We start from the raw sequence: 23,613 nt of genomic DNA, 5'->3' as shown, positions 1-23,613 counted from the left end.
TTCAATTCCCTCCCACTCGGCGCGAGTGGGTTATCGGTATTTCCAATCTCTCCGCGATCCGGACGAGATCGGCGAGCGACGCCGCCGCCATTTTCTGCATCACATTTCTTCTATGGATCTGCAGCGTGACTTCGCTGATCCCCAATTCGGCTGCCGCCTGCTTGTTGAGAAGACCGCTGACGACGAGCGGCAGCACCTCGCGCTCTCGCGGCGTCAGGTCGAGGTAGTGTCGTTTGAGCATGTCGAGTTCGGCGCGTTCCGATCTCTTTGTCCGATCCTCGGCGATCGCCGCGTGGACTGCCGCCATGAGGTCCGCATCGCTGAAGGGTTTGGTCAGGAAGTCCACCGCGCCATGCTTGATCGCACGCACGGAGGAGGGAATGTCGCCATGTCCTGTGATGAAGACGATCGGCGGATGGTCCCTGTCAGCGATCTGTCTCTGCAGGTCGAGGCCGTTGATGTCAGGCAGTTCGATATCGAGAATAAGGCAGGCGGGCAGGTCAGGCTTGTCCGCTTTCACGTAATCGCAGGCCGATTCGAAGGCGATGGCGCGCATGCCGTGCGACTCCAGCAACTCGCCGAGCGCTTCCCGAATACGTCCATCGTCATCCACGATGAAGACAATATGGTCATCGGCTGTCATGACGCCGCCTTCGTTTCTATGGGCAAGGTAAAGATCAACGTCGCTCCGTGCGGATTGTTCTTCTCGGCCCACAATCGTCCACCATGAAGCTCGACGATCGAACGGCAGATCGCCAGCCCCATGCCCATGCCGTTTTCCTTGGTCGTGAAGAACGGCTCGAACATTTTCTCGGGAAACTCGATACCCTGGCCGCGATCGCTAATCTCGGTCTGGACGGCATTCCCCATATGGCGCGCGCGGATCTCGATCGTCCTGTCGTCTGCAACGGCGTCCATCGCTTCCATGCCGTTGCGGATTAGATTGATCAGGACTTGCTGGATCTGGATGCGATCGATTGCAATGAGCGGAAGATTGCCGTCAACGTCGACACCGATGCGAACACGACGTCGCCAGGCCTCGTCGGTCATCAGGCTGCGCGCCTCGTCGATGATGCCGGAGATCGTCGTTTGGATCCTCCTGTCCGCGGACTGTTTGAATAAGGCGCGAATGCGGCTGACGACCTCGGCCGCCGAGTTGGCGTCCCGGATGATGCGCTCGACCGTCTTTTGCGCCCGCTCCATATTCGGCGGCTCAGCCGTGAGCCAGCGCTGGCAGGCATGCGAATTCGCCACGACGGCGGCCAGCGGCTGGTTCACCTCATGCGCGATCGAAGCCGAAAGCTCGGCGAGGCTCGCTGCCTGGCTCGCCCGGGCAAGGCCCTCTTGCGCCAGGCGCAGCTCGTCTTGCGCCCGTACCTCACCGTCGATATCGAGGCATATGACATTCCACTGAATGATCTCGCCTTCAGCGTTGCGCATCGGCGCCGCGCGTGTCTCGACCCAACGATATTCACCATCGAACCGCCGTAGGCGATGCCTGCGTGCATAGGGCTCGCCGGTGGCGAGCGAATGAGCATACTTTTCCTTGACTCCGGCCACCTCGTCGGGATGAACACCGGCGTCGAGTGTGCCGGCCAGCCGGGACTTTCCTGTTCCGTCCAGCTCTTCGAGCTTGTATCCGAGAAAGTCGCGAAGCTGAGGATTGCGATAGACCGGCTCTCCATCCGGAGCGGCGCAATCGATCATGGCCGGCAGCGTCTCGACGATCTGCCAGAGCGAGCGTTCACTCTCTCGCAGCGCTTCTTCAACGCGCAGCTGATCATCGATGTCATGCGAGAGACCGTACCATTGGACGATCCGCCCGTTTTCGTCCCGCAGCGGCTCGGCGCTGCCCTTCACCCAGCGATAGACGCCATCGGCGCGCCGCAGGCGATACTGTTTCGAGAAGCCCTCGCCGGTGACGAGGGAGTGGTTGAGCGCTTCGGCGAGGCTGGCGGCATCGTCGGGATGGACGGCGGCTTCGATGAGGGCTGCCAGCCGACTCACGCCGGGCTTTTCCATATCGGCGATGTCGAGACCGAGAAAATCGATTAGGCGCTGGTTGAAGAAGGTCGGAGTGCCTTCCGAATTGAGCCGCCAGAGCAGGCTGGGAACCATATCCACCAGTTGCGAAAGCTCCCGCTCCCGGTCGCGCAGCGCTTCCTGTGCACGCATCTCATCGTCAATGTCGACTGAGATCACGTACCATTGCATGATTGCGCCGCTTTGGTCCCGCAGCGGTTCGGCGCGGCCGTCGACCCAGCGATAGGCACCGTCGACGCGGCGCATGCGGTATTTTATCGAGAAGGGATCGCCGCTGGCGAGGGAACGATGAACCGTCTCCAGCAACCTCGATGCGTCATCGGGGTGGACGAGGGTGTGAATGACTGACGCGAGGCGGCTCATGCCAGGCCTGTCCATATCGCCCACGTCGAGACCGAAAAAGTCGATCAGACGTTTGTTGAAGAAGACCGGCTCGCCTTCCGGTGTCAAGCGCCTGATCTGTACCGGGACCATGTCGACGAGCTGCGAGAGCTCGCGCTCACGTTCACGTAACGCCTCCAGCGCACGCACCTCGTCGTCGATATCGAGAGAAACGCCATACCATTGCACGACCGTTCCGTCGTCATCGCGGCGGGGCTCGACCCGGCATTCCGCCCAGCGATAGACATCATCCTGTTCGCGCCAGCGAAATCGCATCGCGGAGCCGGAGCCGGTTTCGAAGCAGTTCCTGAGCGTACGCTGGATGTCGGGTGCGTCTTCTGGATGAATCAGCTGTTGCAGCAGATCGTCGATGCGCGGTTCACCGAGAGCGTCGAAATTGGCAATAACGGAGCGAAAATGATCCTGATACCGCTTGTTGAAATAGAACGATCCTCCCGTGGGCTCCACACTCCAGATGCGAACCGGCACGGCGTCTATGATCTGCTGAAGCTGTTGTTGGCTCCGCCGCACGGCCTCTTCGGCATGAACCTGATCGTCGATGTCGTGACACAGGCCGTACCACTGGACAATGCGCCCTGATTGATCCCTCATCGGTTCCGCGCGGCTCGACATCCAGCGATAGAGGCCGTCGGAGCGGCGCAGTCGATACCGCATGGCGAAGCTCGCGCCGGTAGCGAGGCAATGGCGAAGGGCATCTCCGAAACCCGCCGCATCCTCCGGGTGAACGGTGGCGTCCAGGACGGACTCCAGCCGGCTCATGTCGGGTTTGTCGAAATCAGCAACATCGAAACCGAGAAAATCGACCATCCGTTGGTTGAAGAAGGTCGGCTCGCCGTCGGGGGTTAGACGCCAGACGTGGCTCGGAACCATATCCACGAGCTGCGAGAGTTCCCGCTCCCGGTCGCGGAGCGTATCCAGGCTTTGGCGCAATGTGAGCACTGCCAACTGGTGTTGCCGGGATATGGCGGCCACAATGAGCGCCGAAAATGCCGAGATGGCCAGAAAAAGCTGCAGCATGACCTGCTTGTGCTTCTGGGCCTCGGGATCGCCGGCAAACTGGCTGGTGCCTGTTATCGTGAACAACGCCGTGATCAAGGCGAGGAGGACCAAGGATACGGCGGCGCCTTTGAATTCGAAGCGAACGGCGGCCCAAAGAAGAGGCGGCATGATAATGTATGCGAAGGGGAGGTAGCCGCTCAGCGAAAGAGCCGCAACGCCGAGAAAGATCAGCCCCAGGACGAAAGCTTCCACCCATTGCGCGGCTGAGAGTCGGGTTTTGCCGCGCCAGCTGTGAAATACGACCAACGCCAGCGGCGCTACGATCAGGACGCCGGTGGCGTCTCCGATCCACCAAAGAGGCCAAGCCGTTGCGAAGGATTGCGATTGTATGCCAAACCACGCCAGGGTCGCACTTCCCACGGTCGCGCTTGCGATGGGCGCAATCCCCGCGCCCAGTACGACGAACGCGAAAACTTCCTGCAAGGTTTCCAGCCGAACTGGCCGCTTCAAGATTCGGTTGACGAGCCATGCCCCGGCAACCGCTTCCAGGGCGTTACCGATGTAGATCAGAAAAGCCGCAGGCAGCGGACTGTGGAACCACAGCAAATTGCTGAACAGTTCGGCCAGGCAGCCTCCCAGCACCCACCAAGGCCAGCTGTAGGGAGAGGCGGCCACAAGTGTCGCAATGAAAAGGCCACTCGCCGGCCAGATGGAAATTCCGGTTCCAGGGACGATTGCGAGCGACTGGGCGAATCCGCAGGCCAGCACATAGGCTAAGATGAAAAGGCCCAGGTGCAGGAATTGAGGGCGGTGCGACCAGACGCTCATTATCAGTTGCTCCTGCCGGACAGACAAAGCCACGGGATCGTCGGCGTTTTGTATTGTCGTTATTCTCGATTTCGGGGCTGGCGAGCGCATGCTCAGACCGTAACCCCGCCCCATTACAACCGCAACTCATGGAAACCCATGCATTGCGCGGGGATGTGGCCGCCGTGCCCGGAATCGGTAGTTCGGCGCGAACGAGCAATTGGAGACCTGTCCTGCCTTCTGGTGGGGCATCCTAAACCTTGGGGTGGTTTCGCTAGACGTACGGCTAAGGCGACCGGACCCCATGGACGATGGAGAGCGCCCGGCTTTCCAGTCATTGTCGGTCCGGTCGATTCCGAGACGTTGAAGACGATCCCTATCCGCGATCTCGTCGCCATTCGCGCGGTGCAATGCAACAAAGGATGCTGAGATGAAAATCACGGTAGCGGGAGCAACCGGTGTTGTCGGAACACGCCTCAGTGAAATCATGCGCCAGTCCGGCCACCAAGTCAGCGCCGCGTCGTTGTCGCTCGGCGTCGACACGGTTAGCGGAAAGGGCCTTGAAGCGGCCTTGGCGGGAACTGAAGTCATCGTTGACGTTACCAACGCCGCATCTTTCGGCGACAGTGCGGCGCTGGATTTTTTCAGGGCTTCGACCAGGAATTTGCTTGCCGCAGCGGCCGAGGCCGGTGTCAGGCACTATCTTGCACTTTCGGTCGTCGGCACGCCAAGTCTGGTCGAAAGCGACTATTTCCGCGCGAAAATGGTGCAGGAAAATCTCATCAGGGCTTCAAATCGACCCTATACGCTTCTCCGTTCCACACAGTTCTACGAGTTCATCAGCGGATTGATCGACACCGGTGCTGATGGTGATGTTTTCCGATTGTCTCCGGCGTTCATGAGGCCGGTGGCGGCCCGTGACGTCGCCGCATTGCTGGCGGAATTGTCAGTCGGAGCGCCGTTGAACGATATTGTTGAAATCGGCGGTCCGGATCAATTCGGTATCGATGAAATCGCCCGGATCTATCTCGCCGCGAATGAGGACGAGCGGCAGGTGGTGACAGACCCATCCGCCTCGTATTTCGGCGTCGAATTGACCGCCGGCGCGCTGCTTCCTGGCGCCGGCGCGCGCGTGGCGACCGAGAAGCTCTCCGACTGGCTCTACCAAGCGATGGCGGACTAGCGAGTCGATCATTTGATCGCGCGGTGGCACCCGATTCATATCCAAGACGCATTCCGTAGCGTGCAGGTCGGGTATCGGTCGAGGCCCTGGCGGCCAAGGGAATTGTCAAACTCGACGTGTGAGATGGCCGACCCCAGGGGGCGGTTAAAAGAAGGCGGTGGACCCTCATGTTGCCCACCGCCCACCTCCTCCCGGCGTCCGCCGCCACGGTCGGGAAGAGAACCAAATCTATCCGAACCAGGCCTTGGTTTGTATCTAAGCCGGCAAACAAAAGCGTAGTGTCGTTCACCAGTCACATAAGCATTTGTGAGGTGTGATTTGCCGCCAGGCGAATGTCATTGAAGTTGCTGCGGTCGCGGTCGCCGTTCCTGTGGATAAGCTGTGGATATCCAGTGGATGACACGATCGATCGGCGGCCGACAAAGCCCCCTATTCTAATCATATGTTGCCTATCCGTTCCGAATCTCTTCATCTTGCGTTGCTGCCGTCGACCTCCGCCGCAAACGTCGTCGACCGCACGCTACGGGCGCTCCGACATAAGTCGCGGAGCGCCCTTTCTCTTGCCGGAGGCTGGAACGCAGGCAAGAACCGTGGCGGCGGTTCCACCGCACCCGTGCTTCAGTCCAGGCGGGCAAACGCGGATCGTTTCACTGGATCGATCGTCTCGTCACAAAAGAGGCGATGCGAACCGATAGCTAAGCCTCGCATATCGTTGCTCATGCCATAGATTACGCGAATTGGCAGTCGATCAATCGTGCGACGCCGACGCCGGTGACAGGCCGGCACATGTTCATAACTTGCGGGAGCTGCATGATGGAATATCGACGTTTGGGAAAGTCGGGTCTGAAAGTGAGCGAGTTCTCTTTCGGTTCATGGGTCACTTTCGGCAAGCAGGTAAATGGAGGCGACGCCGTCGATCTCATGAAGCTTGCCTATGACAACGGGGTGAACTTCTTCGACAATGCCGAGGGATACGAAAGCGGCAAGTCCGAAATCGTCATGGGCGAGGCGCTCAGATCGCTGGGCTGGAGCCGTGACAGCTTCGTCGTCTCCAGCAAGGTCTTCTGGGGAGGGCAGAAACCGACACAGCGCGGCCTGTCGCGCAAGCATGTGACCGACGCCTGCCATGCCGCGCTCAAGCGGCTTCAGGTCGACTATCTCGACCTCTACTTCTGTCATCGCCCGGATATCGACACGCCCATCGAGGAAACAGTCCGGGCGATGCACGATCTCGTCGCCCAGGGCAAAGTGCTCTACTGGGGTACGTCGGAATGGTCGGCGCAACAATTGACGGAAGCCTATGCCGTCGCTCGGGACTTGCGCATCACTCCGCCGACGATGGAGCAGCCGCAATACAACATCTTCGAGCGCCAGAAGGTCGAGTCGGACTACCTCCCGCTCTACGAGTTGATCGGGCTTGGCACCACGATCTGGTCGCCGCTCGCCTCGGGCGTCCTCACCGGCAAATACAATGACGGTGTGCCCGCCGACAGTCGCATGAACCTGCCTGGCTACGAATGGCTGAAGGAAAAGTGGTCCAGCGATGCCGGCCGCGCTCAGCTCCGACAAGTCGGCGAGCTCGCAAAGCTCGCGGACGAGATCGGAATATCGATCACGCATCTCGCCCTTTTGTGGTGCCTCGCCAACCGGAACGTCTCGACCGTCATTCTTGGCGCATCGCGCGCCAGCCAGCTGCAGGACAATCTCGCGGCCCTCTCACACAGGCAAAAGATGACGTCTGACGTGCTGGACCGGATCGACATGATCGCCGGCAACAAACCCGAAGAACCCCGTCGCTTCTAGGCGAAACAAATTTCTCTCGACGAGCCAAACCAAAACTCGTCGAGGGAAACTGCGGTTGGCCTACCGCAGCAGCACCGTGGTGGCCCCTCGGCGGTTGGCGTGCTTTCCGATTTTTGATCGGCGCTGAGCTGCGATAGAGCAACTGCCGCTATTGAGCGGCAATGACGGCCGTTATCGCCCTGTTTCTCCTGATAGCGCCCACTTCTTCGTAGGCTCACGAATATGATGTGGGTCGAAGCGTTCAAGAAACCTTCATGAAGCTCAGGGTTGAAATGGCCTCCCCCGGCTCCAAATCTCGTCGGCGGTCTTCGAAGCACGAGGGGAGGGGCACATGGGCAATGCGTATGTCGATCGGATAGGGCGGGCCAGGTCAGGTTTGGGCTTCATTGTCGTTCTTGCCTGCCTCCTGTCCTGCCTTCCGGCATTTGCCGCGCCCGCCGATATCGGCGGTTTGACGGTGACCCTGCCCGACGCCGCTTCCGGCTGGAGGAAGGCCGCCAAAGGCAATCTCTTCATGCTGCAGAAGGATTTTCCTGAAACGGATGACGACAAGCGCGGCAGTGCTCTGATCCAGATCACCAAGCCGCTCCCGGCCGCGCGCAATTCCCTGCAGGCCGGGATGAAGACCTTCGTCGCCACGCTGCCCGACATGGCGAAGGAAGATATCCTGATCAAACATTACGGGGTGACGGTGAACGGCCACGACATCCGCGTGGAAGAACGCTGCTGCGTCCATCAGAACAATGTCAGCATCAACCAGATCGTGGTCGGCATCGCCGGCGACAAGCGGCAGGCCTATCTGCAGCTCGTGCTGCTGAATGTAACCGGCGACAGAAGCAAAGGGGCGGAGGCTGATTTCGCGGCCCTCGTGCGCTCGGTGAAGCTCGATCCTTCCGACAGGGATTTCGACCTTGTTCCGGCGAGCGGCGATGGCGGGCTGGACGGCGTCTTCACCCATCTCGATACCGGCATCCGGCCGAATGTCTTCGGCGGCATGGATTTCTACTCGGACAGCACGATCAGCATGTTCGACCGGGAGGGCCGGTTCAGCACGGAGCTGCCGAAGGGCGGCCGGAGCATTGGCGAACATTGCAAGGAGACCCCGACTGATTGCGGTCTCTACAAGCTTGCCGGCGGCGGTTTCTTCTCCTCGGCCGGGTCGATCGAAATGCGCAGCGTCACCTCAGCCTACGGCACGATCGAAATCGAGACGAAACCATTCTCGAAAAAGGGTGAGGACCTGGTGATTTCAGACGCGGATTATCGCGCCGTGCCGCCATTTGATGAGGGCACGACGCTCGACGGCGAATGGGTTTCCACCTTTGCCTCGAGCGGCATGACTGCGACCTCATCGGGATCGGTGGCCTCCAGCCATACGCTGACGCTTCGTCGAAACGGCACCTTCGAACGCACGGGCTGGTCCGGCGCCTCGATGATGAACGAAATCGGCGGATCCCGATCGGGCGTCACCACATCCGGAAACCGGCCGGGCGCAAGCGGCCGCTATAAGCTTTCCGGCTATCGCCTCGACTTGACCGACGCCGACGGCAGGACGGAAAGCATGAGCATATTCGAACCGGACAAAGCATCCGACGGGCTTCTGGTGATCAACGGCAACAACTACCTCAAGGACGACGGGAGATAGCCAGGTAGCATCCAAGGTATTGAATAAATTAGATTTATAAGGCTAAGGCCTAAACTTCCCGGTCGGTTTGAAAGCCGCCAGGGCTGTCAGCCGTTTCGAGCCGTCGCCATGGCGCCAGCCGCCCGAAACCTGCCTGACCTGGCCAGCCGTCTCGATGGGTGAAATGAGCAGCTTGGTTAAGCATTTGTAAATTGGTAACGAATCGAGGCATATAGTAACTGCGCAACTGAAGCGCTTTCGTTCAAAATTGCGCAGTTACGTGGGAAAAAGATCATGCAGCCGAGTCTTGCTCTTCAGGACGATCAAGAGCATCTCCCGTCGCTTCTGGCAACAGATGCGAAGGAGTTATCCTATCAACTTCAGCAGCATCAGGCAAAAATCTTCCCCCCGCTGTCGCAAAAGACCATCAGAACATTTTCGCCGGCGGAAGCTGCGGCCTTCATCGGCATTGGCGAAGGCTATCTCCGCCAGGTGGCTGCCGATGGCCATGGCCCCGATCCGCTCGCAAACGGACGGCGGCTTTACAGTGCCCTGGATATGGATCGGATTCGCCGGGTCCTCGACGAGCGAAACGGCACGCCGAAATATGTGCCGGCCCGCAGGCCGGGCGAAAAGCTCCAGATCGTCTCCGTCATGAATTTCAAGGGCGGCTCGGGCAAGACCACCACGGCGGCCCACCTGGCGCAGTTCATGGCGCTCAGGGGCTACCGCGTGCTCGCCGTCGACCTCGATCCGCAAGCTTCCTTGTCCGCCTTGTTCGGCCATCAGCCGGAGTTCGACGTCGGAGAGGGCGAAACCATATATGGCGCGATCCGATATGAGGAGCCGCGTCCGATCGCCGACATCGTGCGCGCCACCTACACGCCCAATCTGCATCTGATTCCGGGCAATCTCGAGCTGATGGAATTCGAGCACGAGACACCGAAGGCGATGGCCTCGGGAACGGCGGAGACGATGTTCTTTGCCCGCATCGGCGAGGTCCTGACGGAGATCGAAAGCCTTTACGACATCGTCGTCATCGACTGCCCGCCACAGTTGGGATTCCTGACGATGTCGGCGCTCTGCGCGGCAACCTCGGTCCTGATCACGGTTCACCCGCAGATGCTGGATGTCATGTCGATGTCGCAGTTCCTGACGATGACGAGTGAGCTGATGTCGGTCGTGGAAAAGGCGGGTGGTCGCACCAGCTATGACTGGATGCGCTATCTCGTGACCCGTTTCGAGCCGAACGACGGGCCGCAAAGTCAGATGACCGGCTTCATGCGGGCGATCTTCGGCAATCGAATGCTTCACAATGCCATGGTGAAGTCGACGGCGGTCGCCGACGCCGGCGTCACCAAGCAGACTCTCTACGAGGTCGAGCGGTCGCAGTTCACACGCGGAACCTATGACCGGGCTCTGGAGTCCCTCAACCTCGTGAATGGCGAGATCGAAGCGCATATTCGCTCGACCTGGGGAAGGAAATAGGAGATGGCGCGCAAGAACCTCATCGAAATCTCCGCTCCGAACCCGGCAACGGTGGAGGCAGTCGCGCCGCGCGACAATCGTCCGATCGCCGGATTCGTGCCGCAGGAGCGCAGTGCGGTGCCGGTCGGCGGCATCACCAAGACGCTCGGCAACATTACCGAGAAAATGGAGCGGGCGAGTGAACTGGAACGGCAGCTTGCCGCCGGCCAGACCATCGTCGAGCTCGATCCCGGCCTGATCGACGCTTCCTTCGTTAGCGATCGGTTGGCGATCGATGCGGCCGAACTCGCCCAGCTTGTCGAGCAGATCCGCGAGCATGGGCAGCAGGTTCCGATCCTTGTTCGTCCGCATCCCGAAACTAGGGGACGCTATCAGGTTGCCTACGGCCATCGTCGCCTGGCTGCCGCCCGAGAAATCGGCATCAGGGTGCGCGCGGTCGTCCGCGATCTTACTGACGGTCAGTTGGTCGTCAGCCAGGGTCAGGAAAACAGCGCTCGAACCAATCTCTCCTATATCGAGCGTGCGCTCTTCGCATCGCGGCTGGAGGAACGCAGCTTTGGCCGCGATGTCATCATGGCGGCTCTCGGCGTCGATAAGGCGGCGCTGTCGAGAATGCTGATCGTCATCCGGCAGGTCCCCCTGGCGCTCGTCAACGCCATCGGCGCGGCCCCCGATATCGGCCGTCGACGCTGGTTGGAGCTGGGCGAGCGGCTGGAAGGCGCCGACATCGAGAAGATCATCGCGGAGTTGTCCGCGGACGACGCTCGCAAAATCTCAAGCGACGAGCGGTTTCATCGGGCACTCGTTCTGGCAACGAAGAGGACGGCAGCGCCGAAGCCGGCGATCGCCAAAACCCTAGTCAGCGGCGTGCCGGTGGTGATCAAAAAGACAGCATCCGGTGCAACCTTCGTCTTCGACGGCAAGACCGCACCCGGTTTCGATCAATTCGTCCAGGAAAGGCTGAAGGGCCTGTTCCAGGAATTCAACAAGGACAGAGGAGCGTAACGCGCAAAAGAAAAAGGCCCCCAACGACGCCGTCGTGGAAGCCCTTCTCAGATCTTAAGCACATCGAGAATCGCATTTCCACGAATCACAGTCAAGCGTCTTAGGCACCAAATTGGTGGATGGTTTTCTTTTGCCTGAACGAAGGTGAAGGCAAATGGAGAGTGGATATGTGACGACGCCCTTTGGGCGGCGGCCGATGTCGCTTGGCATGCTGGCAAGCCAGCAACTGGCCGAGACCATCGAGCCGGGAATGAAGCGCAGCAAGTGGAAGCTGTTCAGGGCAATCTGCGAGGCGCGGCCGGCGCTCGGCGTGACCGATCGGGCGCTGACGGTGCTCGATGCGCTTCTGACTTTCTACCCTGACGACGAGATTTCCGAAGAAAAGGGCCTGATCGTCTTCCCGTCGAATGCGCAGCTTTCGCTGCGTGCCCGCGGCATGACGGCAGCCACCCTCAGGCGGCATCTTGCCGTCCTGGTCGAGGCCGGCCTGATCCTGCGCAAGGACAGTCCGAATGGAAAGCGCTATGCGCGCCGCGACAAAGCAGGTGCCGTCGGTGAGGCCTTCGGCTTCAGCGTCGCGCCGCTGCTCGCGCGTGCGGTTGAAATCGAAAACCTGGCCGCCCAGGCGGTCGCCGACCGGGAATTGCTCAGGGTGACCAGGGAACGCCTGACGGTGTGCCGGCGCGATATCTCCAAGCTGATCGCGACAGCCATCGAAGAGGAGGTCTCCGGTGACTGGGAGGGAATTTCGGCGATGTTCCGCACGCTCCTTGCCCGAATTCCGCGCGTTGCGACGGCCGAAGCACTGGCGCCGCTGCTCGACGAGATGGGACTACTGCGCGACGAGATCATCAACGCATTGGAAAGACGGATAAAAACACAAAAAATAGACGCCAATGAGTCTCAGATTGAGCGTCACAAACAGAATTCAAATCCCGACTCCACTTATGAACTTGAACCAAGCTTCGAAACGAAGCAGGGCGAAAGGGCGGTGGCCGATAATGAGCCGAACGCCGAAGCGCCGGACGAGCGAAGATTGAAACAACCGAAGCCTTCCGGCGGGATGGGCAACAAGGCGAAAGACACGGCAGATCCAGGGGCCGGGCATAGCCTGAAATCCTTCCCGCTTGGCCTCGTCCTCCAGGCCTGCCCTCAAATTCTCGACTACGGGCCGGGTGGAACGATCGGCAACTGGCGGGATCTGATGTCGGCTGCCGTCATCGTGCGCTCGATGCTCGGCGTCAGCCCCTCGGCCTATGAGGAAGCCTGCTCGGGCATGGGGCCGGAAAATGCCGCAACCGTGATCGCCTGCATCCTGGAAAGGGGAGGGCATATCAACTCGCCTGGCGGTTATCTCCGCGATCTGACCCGAAGAACCGAGAGGGGCGAATTTGCTATCGGCCCGATGCTGATGGCGCTGGTGCGGGCAAACAGTGGAGTGCGGCGACATGCCGGTTGATCGTAAGGAAGTTGCGGCTACGACAATGATCCGCAACGCTGACAAAGCGGCAACAAGGCAAAGAAAAACCCGCCGCTGAGGGCGGGTTTGGTTGGCGCCCCTTCGATGGAATAATCCGGCTCTGTTGCGGCAACGCTCGAGAGGACGCCGGCCGGACGATCCGAGGTTGACTGTCGACTACAACGTGCGCGTTCGCCCGAACGAACGCAGAAGAAGATTAAGAGAGACCGCGACTTTATCGATGTCGCGAATGTCCTGCGAATATTGACCAGTGTAGAGCTTCACGATCATGCTGTCGCGAGCAGAGCCAATGAGTTCGAAATACAGGTGGAGGTAGTAAGATTGCTTGTCACCGCCGCGACTTATGCTCCTGCGTCGTTGGGTGACCAGTCTGAGCTCAGATTTGAACGGAGCAAAGCCGGGCAGTTTAAGCACGACGGATTTGGATTGAAATCGGGACATGGTGGGGACCGCAACGACCGCCTTGTCCAAGGCCAAACTTACGATTTGGCCAGGAACATCGTCTACGATCGCGGGTTCATCGAGCTTGAAGGCATGAAACAAGCGTCGGGGTTTCTCAAAGCAGATGAGCGATGCGATGAGCAGCACGACGATATTGATACCTGACCACCAGGCCGCGACCGGCGAAAACTGGCCTTGTACATGCGCCGTTTCCGGGACGATGTTGACCAGCAGACCAAGGACGGTGATCATGATGATGCTTGCGATCCAGGCAAAGCTGTAGCGGTCGAACTGGTTCGACTCGTTGCCACTGCCCTTCGGCGTCACCCTGAACGGCTTGCCAAATGGTCTCACGAGACTGGAGACCACGGTAGGCAACATGCGGAATGTCGCAAAGGTCCCGACGGCGCTTGATATCACAGGCAGATAGCGCGTCGGCGTGATCCATAGCATAAGCAGAAAATACGCTGCCAGCAGCGGCACCTGATGAGACACATAATCGGCTATGTCAGTGAAATAGAGGGGGAGCAGGCCGAACCAGAGATAGACGATGGGGACGAGCAATATCATGAAGCGGACCAGATACTGCACCAGCCAGGACGCCGGCAGGAACATGATCCGTTGAAAGAGCGTCAATCCGGGGCCACGCAGCGGGCCATTATGCAGGTAAAGGGTTTGAATACCTCCCTGACACCACCGTTCGCGCTGCACAAAATAACCGGTCAGGTTTTCGGCAGCCAATCCCATCGACAGCCGCTCGTTCAGGTAGCGCGTTTTGTAGCCTTTGTTGAGCATTGAAAGAGTTGTCAGCAGGTCTTCTGTGATCGACTCCGTCGGGAATCCTCCTATTGCGTCAATGGACTTGCGGCGGGCAATCGAGCATGACCCGCAGCAGAAACTGACGTCCCAGGCGTCTCTGCTGGGCGCGATCTCGTCGAAGAACAAACGCTGCTCGTCCGGCCAGATATTCTCCAGGCCGAGGTTTGATTGCACCGGATCGGCGTTGAAGAAATGTTGAGGCGTCTGGACGATGCCGATGCTTTCGTCGCAAAAGAAGGGCAGCGTTCGGCGAAGGAAATGTCGATAGGGAACAAAATCGGCGTCGAAGACCGCAATAAACTCGCCCGAGCTGACCTTCAGCCCATTGTTCATATTGCCCGCTTTGGCGTGGTTGTTGTCGCCGCGCATGACGTGGATGACGTTCTTTTCTTCGCAATAGGCCTTCAGCCAGTCCCGGCGTTGATCGTCAAGCACATACACATTCAATTTGTCGGGAGGATAATCCAGCGAGCGGGCGCCGATGATGGTTCGCTCGAGCACGTCGAGTGGCTCGTTATAGGTTGGAATGAAAACATCGACAGTCGGCAGCTCACGCTTGTCGCGCGCAAAGAAACCACGAGCCAGCCTGTCCGCTTCCGCGCTCCGGTCGACGTAGCGGCTCATCAATACCAGAAAAAGGATGACTTCGACGCACGCCAGAATCTCGACGACGAAGAGGATCCAAACCCAGTAGAAACTCGCACCGTTGTTGGGATAGGGAAGCACTGTCTCCGTCAAGCGCCAGAACATGTATCGCAATGCGACTGCTGCGACAAACGCGCAGGTCACCGCCCGTGTCCAGGTGTGGCGGCGCGACCAATTGAACGGCCCCAGGCAAAAGAAGGCCAAAACGAGAAGGGTCGGAACCAGCGCTACAAGATACTGAACCACAGGCTTTTCACCCAGTTGGACACATCGATGCCATGCTTGGAAAACCGTACCTGCACTGTGCGCCCCACTTGGCAGGAGTTGGCAAAGTCGTCGTTCATGAAGGATGGATCAAGGCGAACCCGAATGCGGGCATTGCGCTGGGTCGACGGCGGCAAAGTGGCGGCAAAGGAATCGGTCTCGACCGAAGCCGAACTGCCTCTGACAGAAATGACCGTGCCCTTGAAGACATCGCTGCGGCCGAACAAACGCACCTGCGCGACAAGTCCCGGATAGATCTCGTCATAATTGACCTCGGGAACAAGGATATCCACAAACAGCTCTCGACAGTCGAGGAGGCGCATCAACTCGTCATTCAGCACAACGTTCGAACCGCTGACGATACTCCTCGCCCAAACAACGCCGTCAAAGGGCGCTATCGCGGTTGCGGATTCAAGGCTGCTGACGCGATTTGCCTCTTTGACCAGCTGCTTTTGAACTTCGGTGGCTCGTGTTTCATTTTCCGCTATGCGCGAGTTCAAGTCGTTGATGCGAACGACTACCTCGTCTTCGCGCTGTCGCGAATAAGGCACGTCATTCTGTCCGTCGCCGAAGACAAAGATACCCTGGCGGACCGCATTGAGCCTTTGTTGCAATTGATCGACAGTCAGGTTGCTGATTTCGACTTCGCCGCCGGTCGCAGCGCCCGCGGCACGCGCGGCCTCAACCAGCTTCTGCGTGAGAATGCCTTTTGACTCGAGCTGCATCCGGCGGCTCAAGTCGACCTGGGCGACCAGATCCTGAGCTTGCGACACTTCGACTTTCTTCCGCAGGATTTCGACTTCGCGTTCGAGATTGGCAATGGTGGTCTGCTTGTAGACTTCCAATCTGGTAGACAATTCCTCGCGAAGCGCGGAGAGTTCCTCCCGTTCCTTTTTCAGTGCCGCGACGCGGTCGAGCGCCGTGTTGTGATCTGCCTCGAGCGACGCGAGGATTGCGCGATTAACGCGCGTATTTCTGATTTCTGCGAGGGATTGTCCCGCTTTGACCGGGCTGCCGACCTTGAGGGATTCTTCCGCAATTGTGCCATCGATTGGGGCATTAACGACCGCAAACCGCGCATTGACCGTGCCATCAAGGCTCGTAAAGCCGGTAATCGTCGGCAATGAAACGAGAGTCACCAGTGCCAGCAGCAGCAGGCCGACAACAATGCGTGTGATGCGATGGTTCCAGATCATGTTGGCATCCGAAGGTATCGCTTCTGCAGCATCCGCCCCAATCGAGCGGGGACAAACTGATGCAACTAATTCTTGTAATTTAGCGCATTGAAAAAAATAGACAAGTGATGGTCGTAAGCCTGCGGCAGAAGCAGGTCGGCTCTGGACGAAGCGCCGCATTGAAAGTCTACGGTGCCTGTTCGATCAGGGGTTTATTCCGGCCAAAACGCCTCGGAGTGATTGGGGCCTTTTGCGGTAGAACACGCAGCATCGCTCGGCTATAAAGTTCACGCCACGTTGGCCTTTTGGCGGTAACCGATGCCCAATCCTCCCGAATCCTCAGGCGAAAGCGTTGGCAAATCGAGCACGGGTGGCAATCAGCAAGCAGTTTCGGCAACGCAAGTGACCGCCTCGGATTCGCCGAGAACCACCCAGGCCGACAGTCCGCAACTCCCTCACCGACCCTTCGTCCAAACTCGCCAGGCCGCGAGCAATCTGTTACGTGCGCTGCGTCACGATTTGCAGGCAAGTCCTGTGCTGGCGAAGATCAAGTCGATGGCTTTGTTTTTGAGAACGAGGCTGACGAGGTCGATGCGGCTGGGAAGCACATCAGCTCTCACCAAATGGATGACGACTGCTCCGATCAAAGCCGGGCGCGGCATTCGCCATTGGCATAGCAAGCCGCGCGAAAGTCGCCGGCGCCGATGGCTTCTGGCGAACTGGTGGAAATTCGCTATGGGCTCGGCCTTGCTTGTGTGCCTCCTCATAGGCAGCGTGCTGGTGTGGGCACTAAAAGACGTGCCCTGGAGCGAGATTCGTGACGGAACGTTGAAGCCGATTGTTGTGCTGGAAACCGCTGACGGTGCGCCGCTCGTAAGGCAGGGACCTTATCAAGGGCCATATACGCAATACGACCAGTTCCCGTCCCATCTGATCGATGCCGTCCTTTCGATTGAGGACCGCCGGTTCATGGACCATTTCGGCGTCGATCCGAGAGGGATCGGGAGGGCGTTTCTCCGGAATTTGGAGGCTGGCTCGGTGGTGGAGGGGGGCAGCACCATCACCCAGCAACTCATCAAGCTGCAATACCTGGACAGCGATCGAACGATAAAGCGAAAGATACAGGAGGTTGTGATCGCAGTCTGGCTGGAGTGGAAGCTCGGCAAGCGGGAAATCCTGACGCGCTATCTCAACAGCGTCTATCTTGGCGCCGGCGCGACAGGCATGCCTGCCGCCGCGCGGATCTATTTCAACAAGGATATCGACGCCCTTAACTTGCCGGAATCGGCGATGCTGGCGGGGTTGCTGCGGGCTCCAAGTCAATGGAATCCCATCGACAATTTCGAAGGCGCCCGGCAGCGTAGCATGGTCGTTCTCGATGCGATGGCGACCAATGAAAAAATCACCGCGCCAGAGGCGGCGGAGGCCAAGGCGAGCTTTGCCAAGCTGCATCCAACGACGCCGACACCGCGCTCGGGAAGCTGGTTTGCGGACTGGATTTCGCCGCAAGCGAGCGAAATCGCCGGCTCCTCGCCAGGTTCGACGTCGGTGCGAACCACGATGGTGCCGCAATTGCAGCAAATCGCCGAAAGGGTCGTGAAAGGAGCCTTGGACGGTGAAGGGAAGGCAGTCGGAGCATCGCAGGCCGCGTTGGTTGCGATGACGCCCGATGGCGCGGTCGTCGCGATGGTTGGCGGGCGCGACTATAAGGCAAGCCAGTTCAACCGCGCCGTCACAGCGATGCGCCAGCCGGGTTCCACCTTCAAGCTATTCGTCTATTACGCAGCATTGAAGGCCGGGTTCACCTTGTCTGACCAGGTTCTGGACGCGCCAATTGACATCGCTGGCTGGTCGCCAGAAAATTCCGGCGGCAACTATCGCGGTTGGGTAACGCTTGCCGAGGCGTTCGCGCGATCGCTCAATGCCGCTTCAGTGGCGCTTGCCGAAGAGGTTGGTTTAGACAATGTGATTGCCGCAGCGCGTGAACTCGGCATCGATGCACCACTCGCCAACACGCCGTCTTTGGCGCTTGGGACATCCGAAGTAAATCTGCTTAACCTCACCAGCGCCTATGCGTCCGTCCAACTCGGTAGGGCACCTGTCAAGCCCTGGGGCATCATCGACTTTCAAGCGGCAGGGCAGCCCAAGACATTTCGAGTTGGCTCACAATCAAAGCCGAACGTCGATCTTTCGCCCTACCAGTCCGATCTCCTCGGCCTCCTGCAGTTGGTGGTCGAGCGCGGTACTGGGCGTGGAGCGGACCCCGGCACGTTTGCGGCCGGCAAGACCGGCACGAGCCAGAACAATCGTGACGCCTGGTTCGTCGGCTTCACGGAAGCGCTTGTCGTCGGTGTCTGGGTTGGCAATGATGATGACGCGCCGATGAAGGGGGTGACGGGCGGCGCCCTGCCAGCGCATATTTGGCGGGATTTCATGCGCCAGGCGACGGCCGAACCTACGCTGAATGGCGTGCGATCGACAGAAGCGGCAAACGATGGTCAAGGCGCACCGCAGTCCTGTAACATCGCCGCCTGCTCACGCAGTTACCGCTCCTTCCGGCCGTCCGACTGTACCTATCAGCCATATTCCGGCGGCCGGCGGCTCTGCGAAAAGTGACGTGGCACGCGTAACGAGGCGCGCCTGCAATCATCTCTTTACAACTAACATGTCAGTCTGCTACATCTAATCTCAACAATCGGGAGGAAGCATATTTGACCCAGAAATTCGGCCTGTCAGTCGCCCTTGCCACGCCGTTTGACAGCAATGGCGATATTGCGATCGATGCGATGATCGTGCAGGCAAGGCGAAGCCTCGCTGCCGGATGTTCCAGCGTAACCCTGTTCGGAACGACGGGTGAAGGCTCCTCCATCGGAAGCCGGGAACGTGACCGCGTCCTCGCGTCTTTCCTTGATGCCGGGATCGCGGCAAAAAACATCATCGTCGGTGTGCTGGTCGATGCCGCCGAGGATGCGGCGATCCAGGCAGATCATGCTCTTTCCCAGGGCGTTCGTAATATTCTTCTTGCCCCGCCGTCCTATTTCAAGAATGTCAGCGACGACGGTGTCTTCCAGTGGTTTTCGGCCGTCTTCGCCATTCTGGGAGACAAGGCGCGGGACATCATCGTCTACAATCTTCCCTCGCTCACCATGGTCCCGCTGACCGTGTCGCTGATCGGACGGCTGCGGACCGCCTTCCCCAATATCGTGACAGGCGTCAAGGATTCTTCCGGCGACTGGCCGTATACCGAAAGCCTGCTCAAGGCGCATGGCGATCTCATTATCCTGGTGGGCGATGAACGGCATCTTGCCAGGGGCGTGCGGCTCGGCGGCCAGGGGGCGATCTCCGGCATGGCGAATTTTGTGCCCCGCGACGTCAAGCTGATGGCCGAAGAAGGCAAGGACGATCCCCGCATCGAGGGTTTTGTGGCCGAGCTGCTTAAGTATCCTGTTGTCCCGGCCGTGAAAGCCATGATGGCGCACGTGGCGTCCGAAGAGATCTGGCTTGCGGTGCGCCCGCCGCTCGCTTCAATATCCGCCGAAGGGCAGGCGCAGCTCGCTCTTGCTTTCGATCGTCTTTTCCAGTCGAAAGCGGCATAGGTCAGACATGTTTCGGGAAGAGGCGATGGACGAAACGGACGAGCAGCCAACGCTGCGGGAAAAGGCGTATGCGAGCTTCACGCGCCATCTTCTTGCGCGTGACGTGCGTCCCGGCCAGTTCGTCTCCCAGCGCCGTCTCGTCGAGCTGACGGGACTGACGCTCGGCGCCATCCGTGAGCTCATCCCGAGGCTCGAAGCCGAAGGGCTGATCAAGACGGTCCCCCAGCGGGGTTTGCAGATTGCTCATATCGACCTCAACCTCATTCGCGAGGCCTTCCAGCTGCGCGTGTTCCTGGAGAAGGAGGCCGTCGCGCTTTTCACCCGCTCTGCGTCTGACGAGACGATCGCCGGGCTTTTGAAGCAGCATCGGGATATCGCCGATGCCATTCGAAGCGGCGATACATCGCACGAATTGGAAGTGCACGCGCAGGCCGTCGATTGGGGTATGCACGACGCCTTTATCGATGCCCTGGGAAATTCCATCATTTCGAACGCCTATCGGGTGAACTCGATCAAGATGCGCCTGATCAGTCAGGATCGTTTTCGCATCGAAGGTCACGTCGGACCTGTCATGGGCGAGCACCTGAAAGTGCTCGAGGCGATCGAACGACGATCGGCGGAGGACGCCGTCAACAGCCTTGTCGCACACATCAATCATGCAAGAGATCGTGCGCTCAGGATATAATCGGAAATAAACAGCCGGGGGTGAGGAGATCGCCGGCATAAGGAGGAGGAATCACATGTCATCGTTTTTGAATCCGACGAGACGCGGCTTTCTGGCGGGCACAGCCGCTTTTGGGGCGAGCAGCATGCTCGGCATGCGGCTCGCATCGGCCGCCGTCGACTGGAAGCGTTTTGCCGGCACGACGCTCGAAGTCAACCTGGTCAAGAGCCCGCGCAGCGAAATACTGCTGAAGTACCTGTCCGAGTTCGAGGCGCTCACCGGCATCAAGGTCAATGCCGAAGCGACGCCCGAACAGCAGCAGCGCCAGAAGACGACGATCGAGCTGAGCTCCGGCAAGCCGAGTTTCGACGTCGTGCATATGAGCTACCATGTCCAGAAGCGGCAGTTCGAAAAGGGCGGCTGGCTTGCCGATATCAGCGGTTTCCTCAAGGACCCTTCGCTGACCGACCCGTCCCTGACGGAGGGCGATTTCGCCGAAGCCGGCCTCGCCTTCGCCAAGGACGCCGGAGGTGTTCTGCGCTCTCTTCCCTTTTCAGTCGATTACTGGATCATCTACTGGAACAAGGCGCTGTTCGAGAAGAAGGGGCTTGCTTACCCCTCGAGCTTCGAAGAGCTGGCAAGTGCTGCGGAGGCACTGACCGACGCTTCGACCAACACCTACGGCTTCGTCGCCCGCGGCCTGAAGAACGCCAATACGCCGGTCTGGACGTCGCTGCTGCTCGGCTATGGTTCGAGCCCGCTCGGCCCTGACGGCAAGCTGCGCACGACATCGCCGGAAGCGATCGATGCGGCCAAGCTTTACCAGAGACTGATGACCAAAACCGCCCCTCCCGGCGTCTCCGGCTTCAACTGGGCGGAGGCGCAGTCGGCCTTCCTGCAGGGCAAGATCGGCATGTGGCTTGATGGCGTCGGTTTTGCACCGCCGATCGAAAATCCGGAAAAGTCGCGCGTCGTCGGCCAGGTCGGTTACGGCATCATGCCGAAAGGCCCGAAGGCACAGGCCGCAGGCACCTTCGGCGACGGCCTTGGCGTCGTCGCAGCAAGCCAGAAAAAGGAAGCAGCCTACCTCTTCTGCCAATGGGCGATTTCGCATGAAATGGGCGCCCGTCTGCTGCAGGCCGGCGCCGGCGTTCCTTTCCGGCAGTCCGTCCTCGAGGATGCGAAGGTTCGCGAAGGCGTCAAGATGCCGGGCGCGTGGCTTGATGCCGTCGTCGGTTCGGGCAAGATCTCGCAGCTCGCGCTGCCGGTCATCATTCCGGTCACCGAGTTCCGCGACATCTATGGCGTCGGTCTCACCAACATGATCGGCGGCGCTGATCCCGAAACCGAACTGAAGGCAGCGACGGCACAGTTCGAACCCGTCCTGGCGAAAAGCGAGGGATAATGGCCTCGGCAAGCATCGAAACGGCCACAGCGGCCAAGGCGTCGAAAGGAAGGAGCAAACCGGATCGGTTTGCTCCCAACTACTGGCCCTTCGTCATCCCGGCGCTCATCGTCATATCGGCCGTGATCGTCTTTCCATGGGTGTTTACCGTGTGGATGAGCGTCAACAGCTGGACGCTCGGCCAAGCGCAGGTCTTTGCGGGGTGGGACAATTATGTGCGCCTCGCCGGCGACGTGCGCTTTTGGGAGTCGCTGTGGCATACGGTGCTCTATACGACGCTCTCCGTAGTGGTTCCCCTTTTTCTGGGAACGCTCGCCGCGCTGATCTTCGATGCTCAATTTCCGCTGCGCGGTCTCATCCGCGGCATATTCGTGATGCCGATGATGGCCACACCCGTCGCCATCGCACTCGTCTGGACGATGATGTTCCATCCGCAGCTCGGCGTTCTCAACTATCTCCTCTCCCTCATCGGCATCGGTCCCCAGGAGTGGATCTACAATCAGAGCAGCGTCATCCCGTCGCTGGTGCTGGTCGAGACCTGGCAATGGACGCCGCTTATCATGCTGATCGTGCTTGGCGGCCTGGCGGCGGTTCCGCGCGAACCTTATGAAAGTGCGGAGATCGATGGCGCCAATGTCTGGCAGAAATTCCGTTATCTGACGCTGCCGATGATCGCGCCTTTCCTGATGATCGCCGTGATCATCCGCAGCATCGATGCAGTGAAAAGTTTCGACATCATCTATGCCATGACCCAAGGCGGCCCCGGCACGGCGTCGGAAACGATCAACATCTATCTCTACAACACCGCTTTCGCCTATTACGATATCGGCTATGGCTCGGCCATGGCGGTTGTCTTCTTCATCCTCATCGTCCTGCTTTCTTTCGTCCTTATGATGCTCAGGCAGCGCGTGAACTGGTCCGACGGGGAGGCACGCTGATGAAGCGCAAGACGCTCGATCGCATCGGACTGCTGTTCGTCGCCCTGGTGATGATCTCGCCGGTCGTCCTGTTCTTCCTCTGGATGATCTCGCTGTCGCTGAAGTATGAAATCGACAACGGCGCCTATCCGCCGATCTTCATCCCGGAGCGCTTGGCCTGGTCGAACTATCTGAAAGTCTTCGAGGAGAACAATTTCTTCCTCTATCTCTGGAATTCGGTGCTGGTGACGGGTGCGGCCACGCTTCTGGCGCTGCTGATCGGCGTGCCCGCCGGATATGGCATCGCCCGGCTGAAGGCGGAGAAGTCCGCGATGGTCATCATGATCGCGCGCATGACACCGGGCCTTTCCTTCCTGATCCCGCTCTTCCTGCTGTTCCAATGGCTGAACCTGCTCGGCACGCTCTTGCCGCAGATCATCATCCATCTCGTGGTCACCGTGCCGATCGTCGTGTGGATCATGATCGGCTATTTCGAGACGACCCCGATGGAGCTGGAAGAGGCTGCAAGCATCGACGGCGCGACACCCTGGCAGGTTTTCCGTCTGGTCGCCTTGCCGATCGCAAGGCCGGGCATCGTCGTCGCCTTCATCCTGTCGGTCATTTTTTCCTGGAACAATTTCGTCTTCGGCATCGTGCTCGCCAGTCGCGAGACGCGCACGCTTCCGGTCGCGGTCTACAACATGCTCTCGTTCGAACAGGTCAGTTGGGGTCCGCTCGCGGCAGCCGCATTGATCGTCACCTTGCCGGTGCTGATCTTGACGGTGTTTGCGCAACGGCAGATCGTGGCAGGCCTGACGGCCGGAGCCGTCAAGTGAGCGGGTGAGACGACGGT

At 59.5% G+C, this 23,613-nt stretch carries 16 protein-coding genes; 12 read left to right on the top strand and 4 right to left on the bottom strand.

Features of this window, described 5'->3' with window-relative positions:
• Position 1 precedes the first annotated feature (1 nt).
• Positions 2-643 carry a response regulator transcription factor gene (locus tag FHT69_RS23050; RefSeq protein WP_183903912.1) on the bottom strand — a complete coding sequence of 214 codons (642 nt, stop codon included), beginning with the start codon at positions 641-643 and terminating at the stop codon, positions 2-4.
• On the bottom strand, positions 640-4,275 hold the full coding sequence (locus FHT69_RS23045; protein ID WP_183906066.1) for a PAS domain-containing protein: 3,636 nt from the start codon (positions 4,273-4,275) through the stop codon (positions 640-642). Before FHT69_RS23045 ends, FHT69_RS23050 begins: the two co-directional genes overlap by 4 nt.
• A gap of 406 nt (positions 4,276-4,681) precedes the next feature.
• Between FHT69_RS23045 and FHT69_RS23040 the strand changes: the two genes are divergently transcribed.
• From FHT69_RS23040 to repC, 6 genes are all read left to right on the top strand, one after another.
• A complete protein-coding gene (locus FHT69_RS23040; protein ID WP_132575476.1) occupies positions 4,682-5,434 on the top strand; it encodes an SDR family oxidoreductase in 753 nt (250 codons plus the stop codon).
• An 813-nt stretch (positions 5,435-6,247) separates the two neighbouring features.
• On the top strand, positions 6,248-7,237 hold the full coding sequence (locus tag FHT69_RS23035) for a potassium channel beta subunit family protein (protein WP_183906016.1): 990 nt from the start codon (positions 6,248-6,250) through the stop codon (positions 7,235-7,237).
• 331 nt (positions 7,238-7,568) lie between these two features.
• Positions 7,569-8,882 carry a hypothetical protein gene (locus FHT69_RS23030; RefSeq protein WP_063473721.1) on the top strand — a complete coding sequence of 438 codons (1,314 nt, stop codon included), beginning with the start codon at positions 7,569-7,571 and terminating at the stop codon, positions 8,880-8,882.
• Between the two features lie 273 nt (positions 8,883-9,155).
• Entirely contained in the window at positions 9,156-10,349 is a 1,194-nt protein-coding gene (gene repA / locus FHT69_RS23025) for a plasmid partitioning protein RepA (protein ID WP_047619065.1), read from the top strand.
• Positions 10,350-10,352: 3 nt separating this feature from the next.
• Entirely contained in the window at positions 10,353-11,354 is a 1,002-nt protein-coding gene (gene repB, locus FHT69_RS23020; RefSeq protein WP_183906015.1) for a plasmid partitioning protein RepB, read from the top strand.
• 154 nt (positions 11,355-11,508) lie between these two features.
• Entirely contained in the window at positions 11,509-12,813 is a 1,305-nt protein-coding gene (repC, locus tag FHT69_RS23015; RefSeq protein ID WP_132575474.1) for a plasmid replication protein RepC, read from the top strand.
• Positions 12,814-12,990: 177 nt separating this feature from the next.
• On the opposite strand, the gene FHT69_RS23010 is transcribed toward repC, so the two are convergent.
• Positions 12,991-14,985 (bottom strand): glycosyltransferase, encoded by a 1,995-nt coding sequence (locus tag FHT69_RS23010; RefSeq protein ID WP_183906014.1) that lies wholly within the window; start codon positions 14,983-14,985, stop codon positions 12,991-12,993.
• Positions 14,967-16,199: an HlyD family secretion protein gene (locus tag FHT69_RS23005; protein WP_047619055.1), complete on the bottom strand. Its 1,233-nt coding sequence runs from the start codon at positions 16,197-16,199 to the stop codon at positions 14,967-14,969. Before FHT69_RS23005 ends, FHT69_RS23010 begins: the two co-directional genes overlap by 19 nt.
• Before the next feature lie 297 nt (positions 16,200-16,496).
• Between FHT69_RS23005 and FHT69_RS23000 the strand changes: the two genes are divergently transcribed.
• The 6 genes from FHT69_RS23000 to FHT69_RS22975 all read left to right on the top strand — a co-directional run bounded on the left by FHT69_RS23000 (position 16,497) and on the right by FHT69_RS22975 (position 23,596).
• A complete protein-coding gene (locus FHT69_RS23000) occupies positions 16,497-18,794 on the top strand; it encodes a PBP1A family penicillin-binding protein (protein ID WP_183906013.1) in 2,298 nt (765 codons plus the stop codon).
• Positions 18,795-18,889: 95 nt separating this feature from the next.
• Positions 18,890-19,774, top strand: coding sequence for a dihydrodipicolinate synthase family protein (locus tag FHT69_RS22995; RefSeq protein ID WP_097543795.1), 885 nt, complete (start codon positions 18,890-18,892; stop codon positions 19,772-19,774).
• A gap of 7 nt (positions 19,775-19,781) precedes the next feature.
• Positions 19,782-20,459, top strand: coding sequence for a GntR family transcriptional regulator (locus FHT69_RS22990; RefSeq protein WP_174824481.1), 678 nt, complete (start codon positions 19,782-19,784; stop codon positions 20,457-20,459).
• Between the two features lie 55 nt (positions 20,460-20,514).
• Entirely contained in the window at positions 20,515-21,843 is a 1,329-nt protein-coding gene (locus tag FHT69_RS22985) for an ABC transporter substrate-binding protein (RefSeq protein WP_063473716.1), read from the top strand.
• Complete coding sequence (locus tag FHT69_RS22980; protein ID WP_047619046.1) at positions 21,843-22,781, top strand: carbohydrate ABC transporter permease; 939 nt, start codon at positions 21,843-21,845, stop codon at positions 22,779-22,781. The genes FHT69_RS22985 and FHT69_RS22980 overlap by 1 nt, the downstream gene beginning before the upstream one ends.
• Positions 22,781-23,596, top strand: coding sequence for a carbohydrate ABC transporter permease (locus FHT69_RS22975; protein WP_027664817.1), 816 nt, complete (start codon positions 22,781-22,783; stop codon positions 23,594-23,596). Before FHT69_RS22980 ends, FHT69_RS22975 begins: the two co-directional genes overlap by 1 nt.
• The last annotated feature ends 17 nt before the right edge of the window (positions 23,597-23,613 follow it).

The sequence above is a fragment of the Rhizobium sp. BK008 genome, from assembly GCF_014197345.1.
GTDB lineage: Bacteria > Pseudomonadota > Alphaproteobacteria > Rhizobiales > Rhizobiaceae > Rhizobium > Rhizobium anhuiense.
The sequence above is the reverse complement of the archived record's forward strand: the minus strand, read 5'-3'. Positions and strand labels throughout refer to the sequence as shown.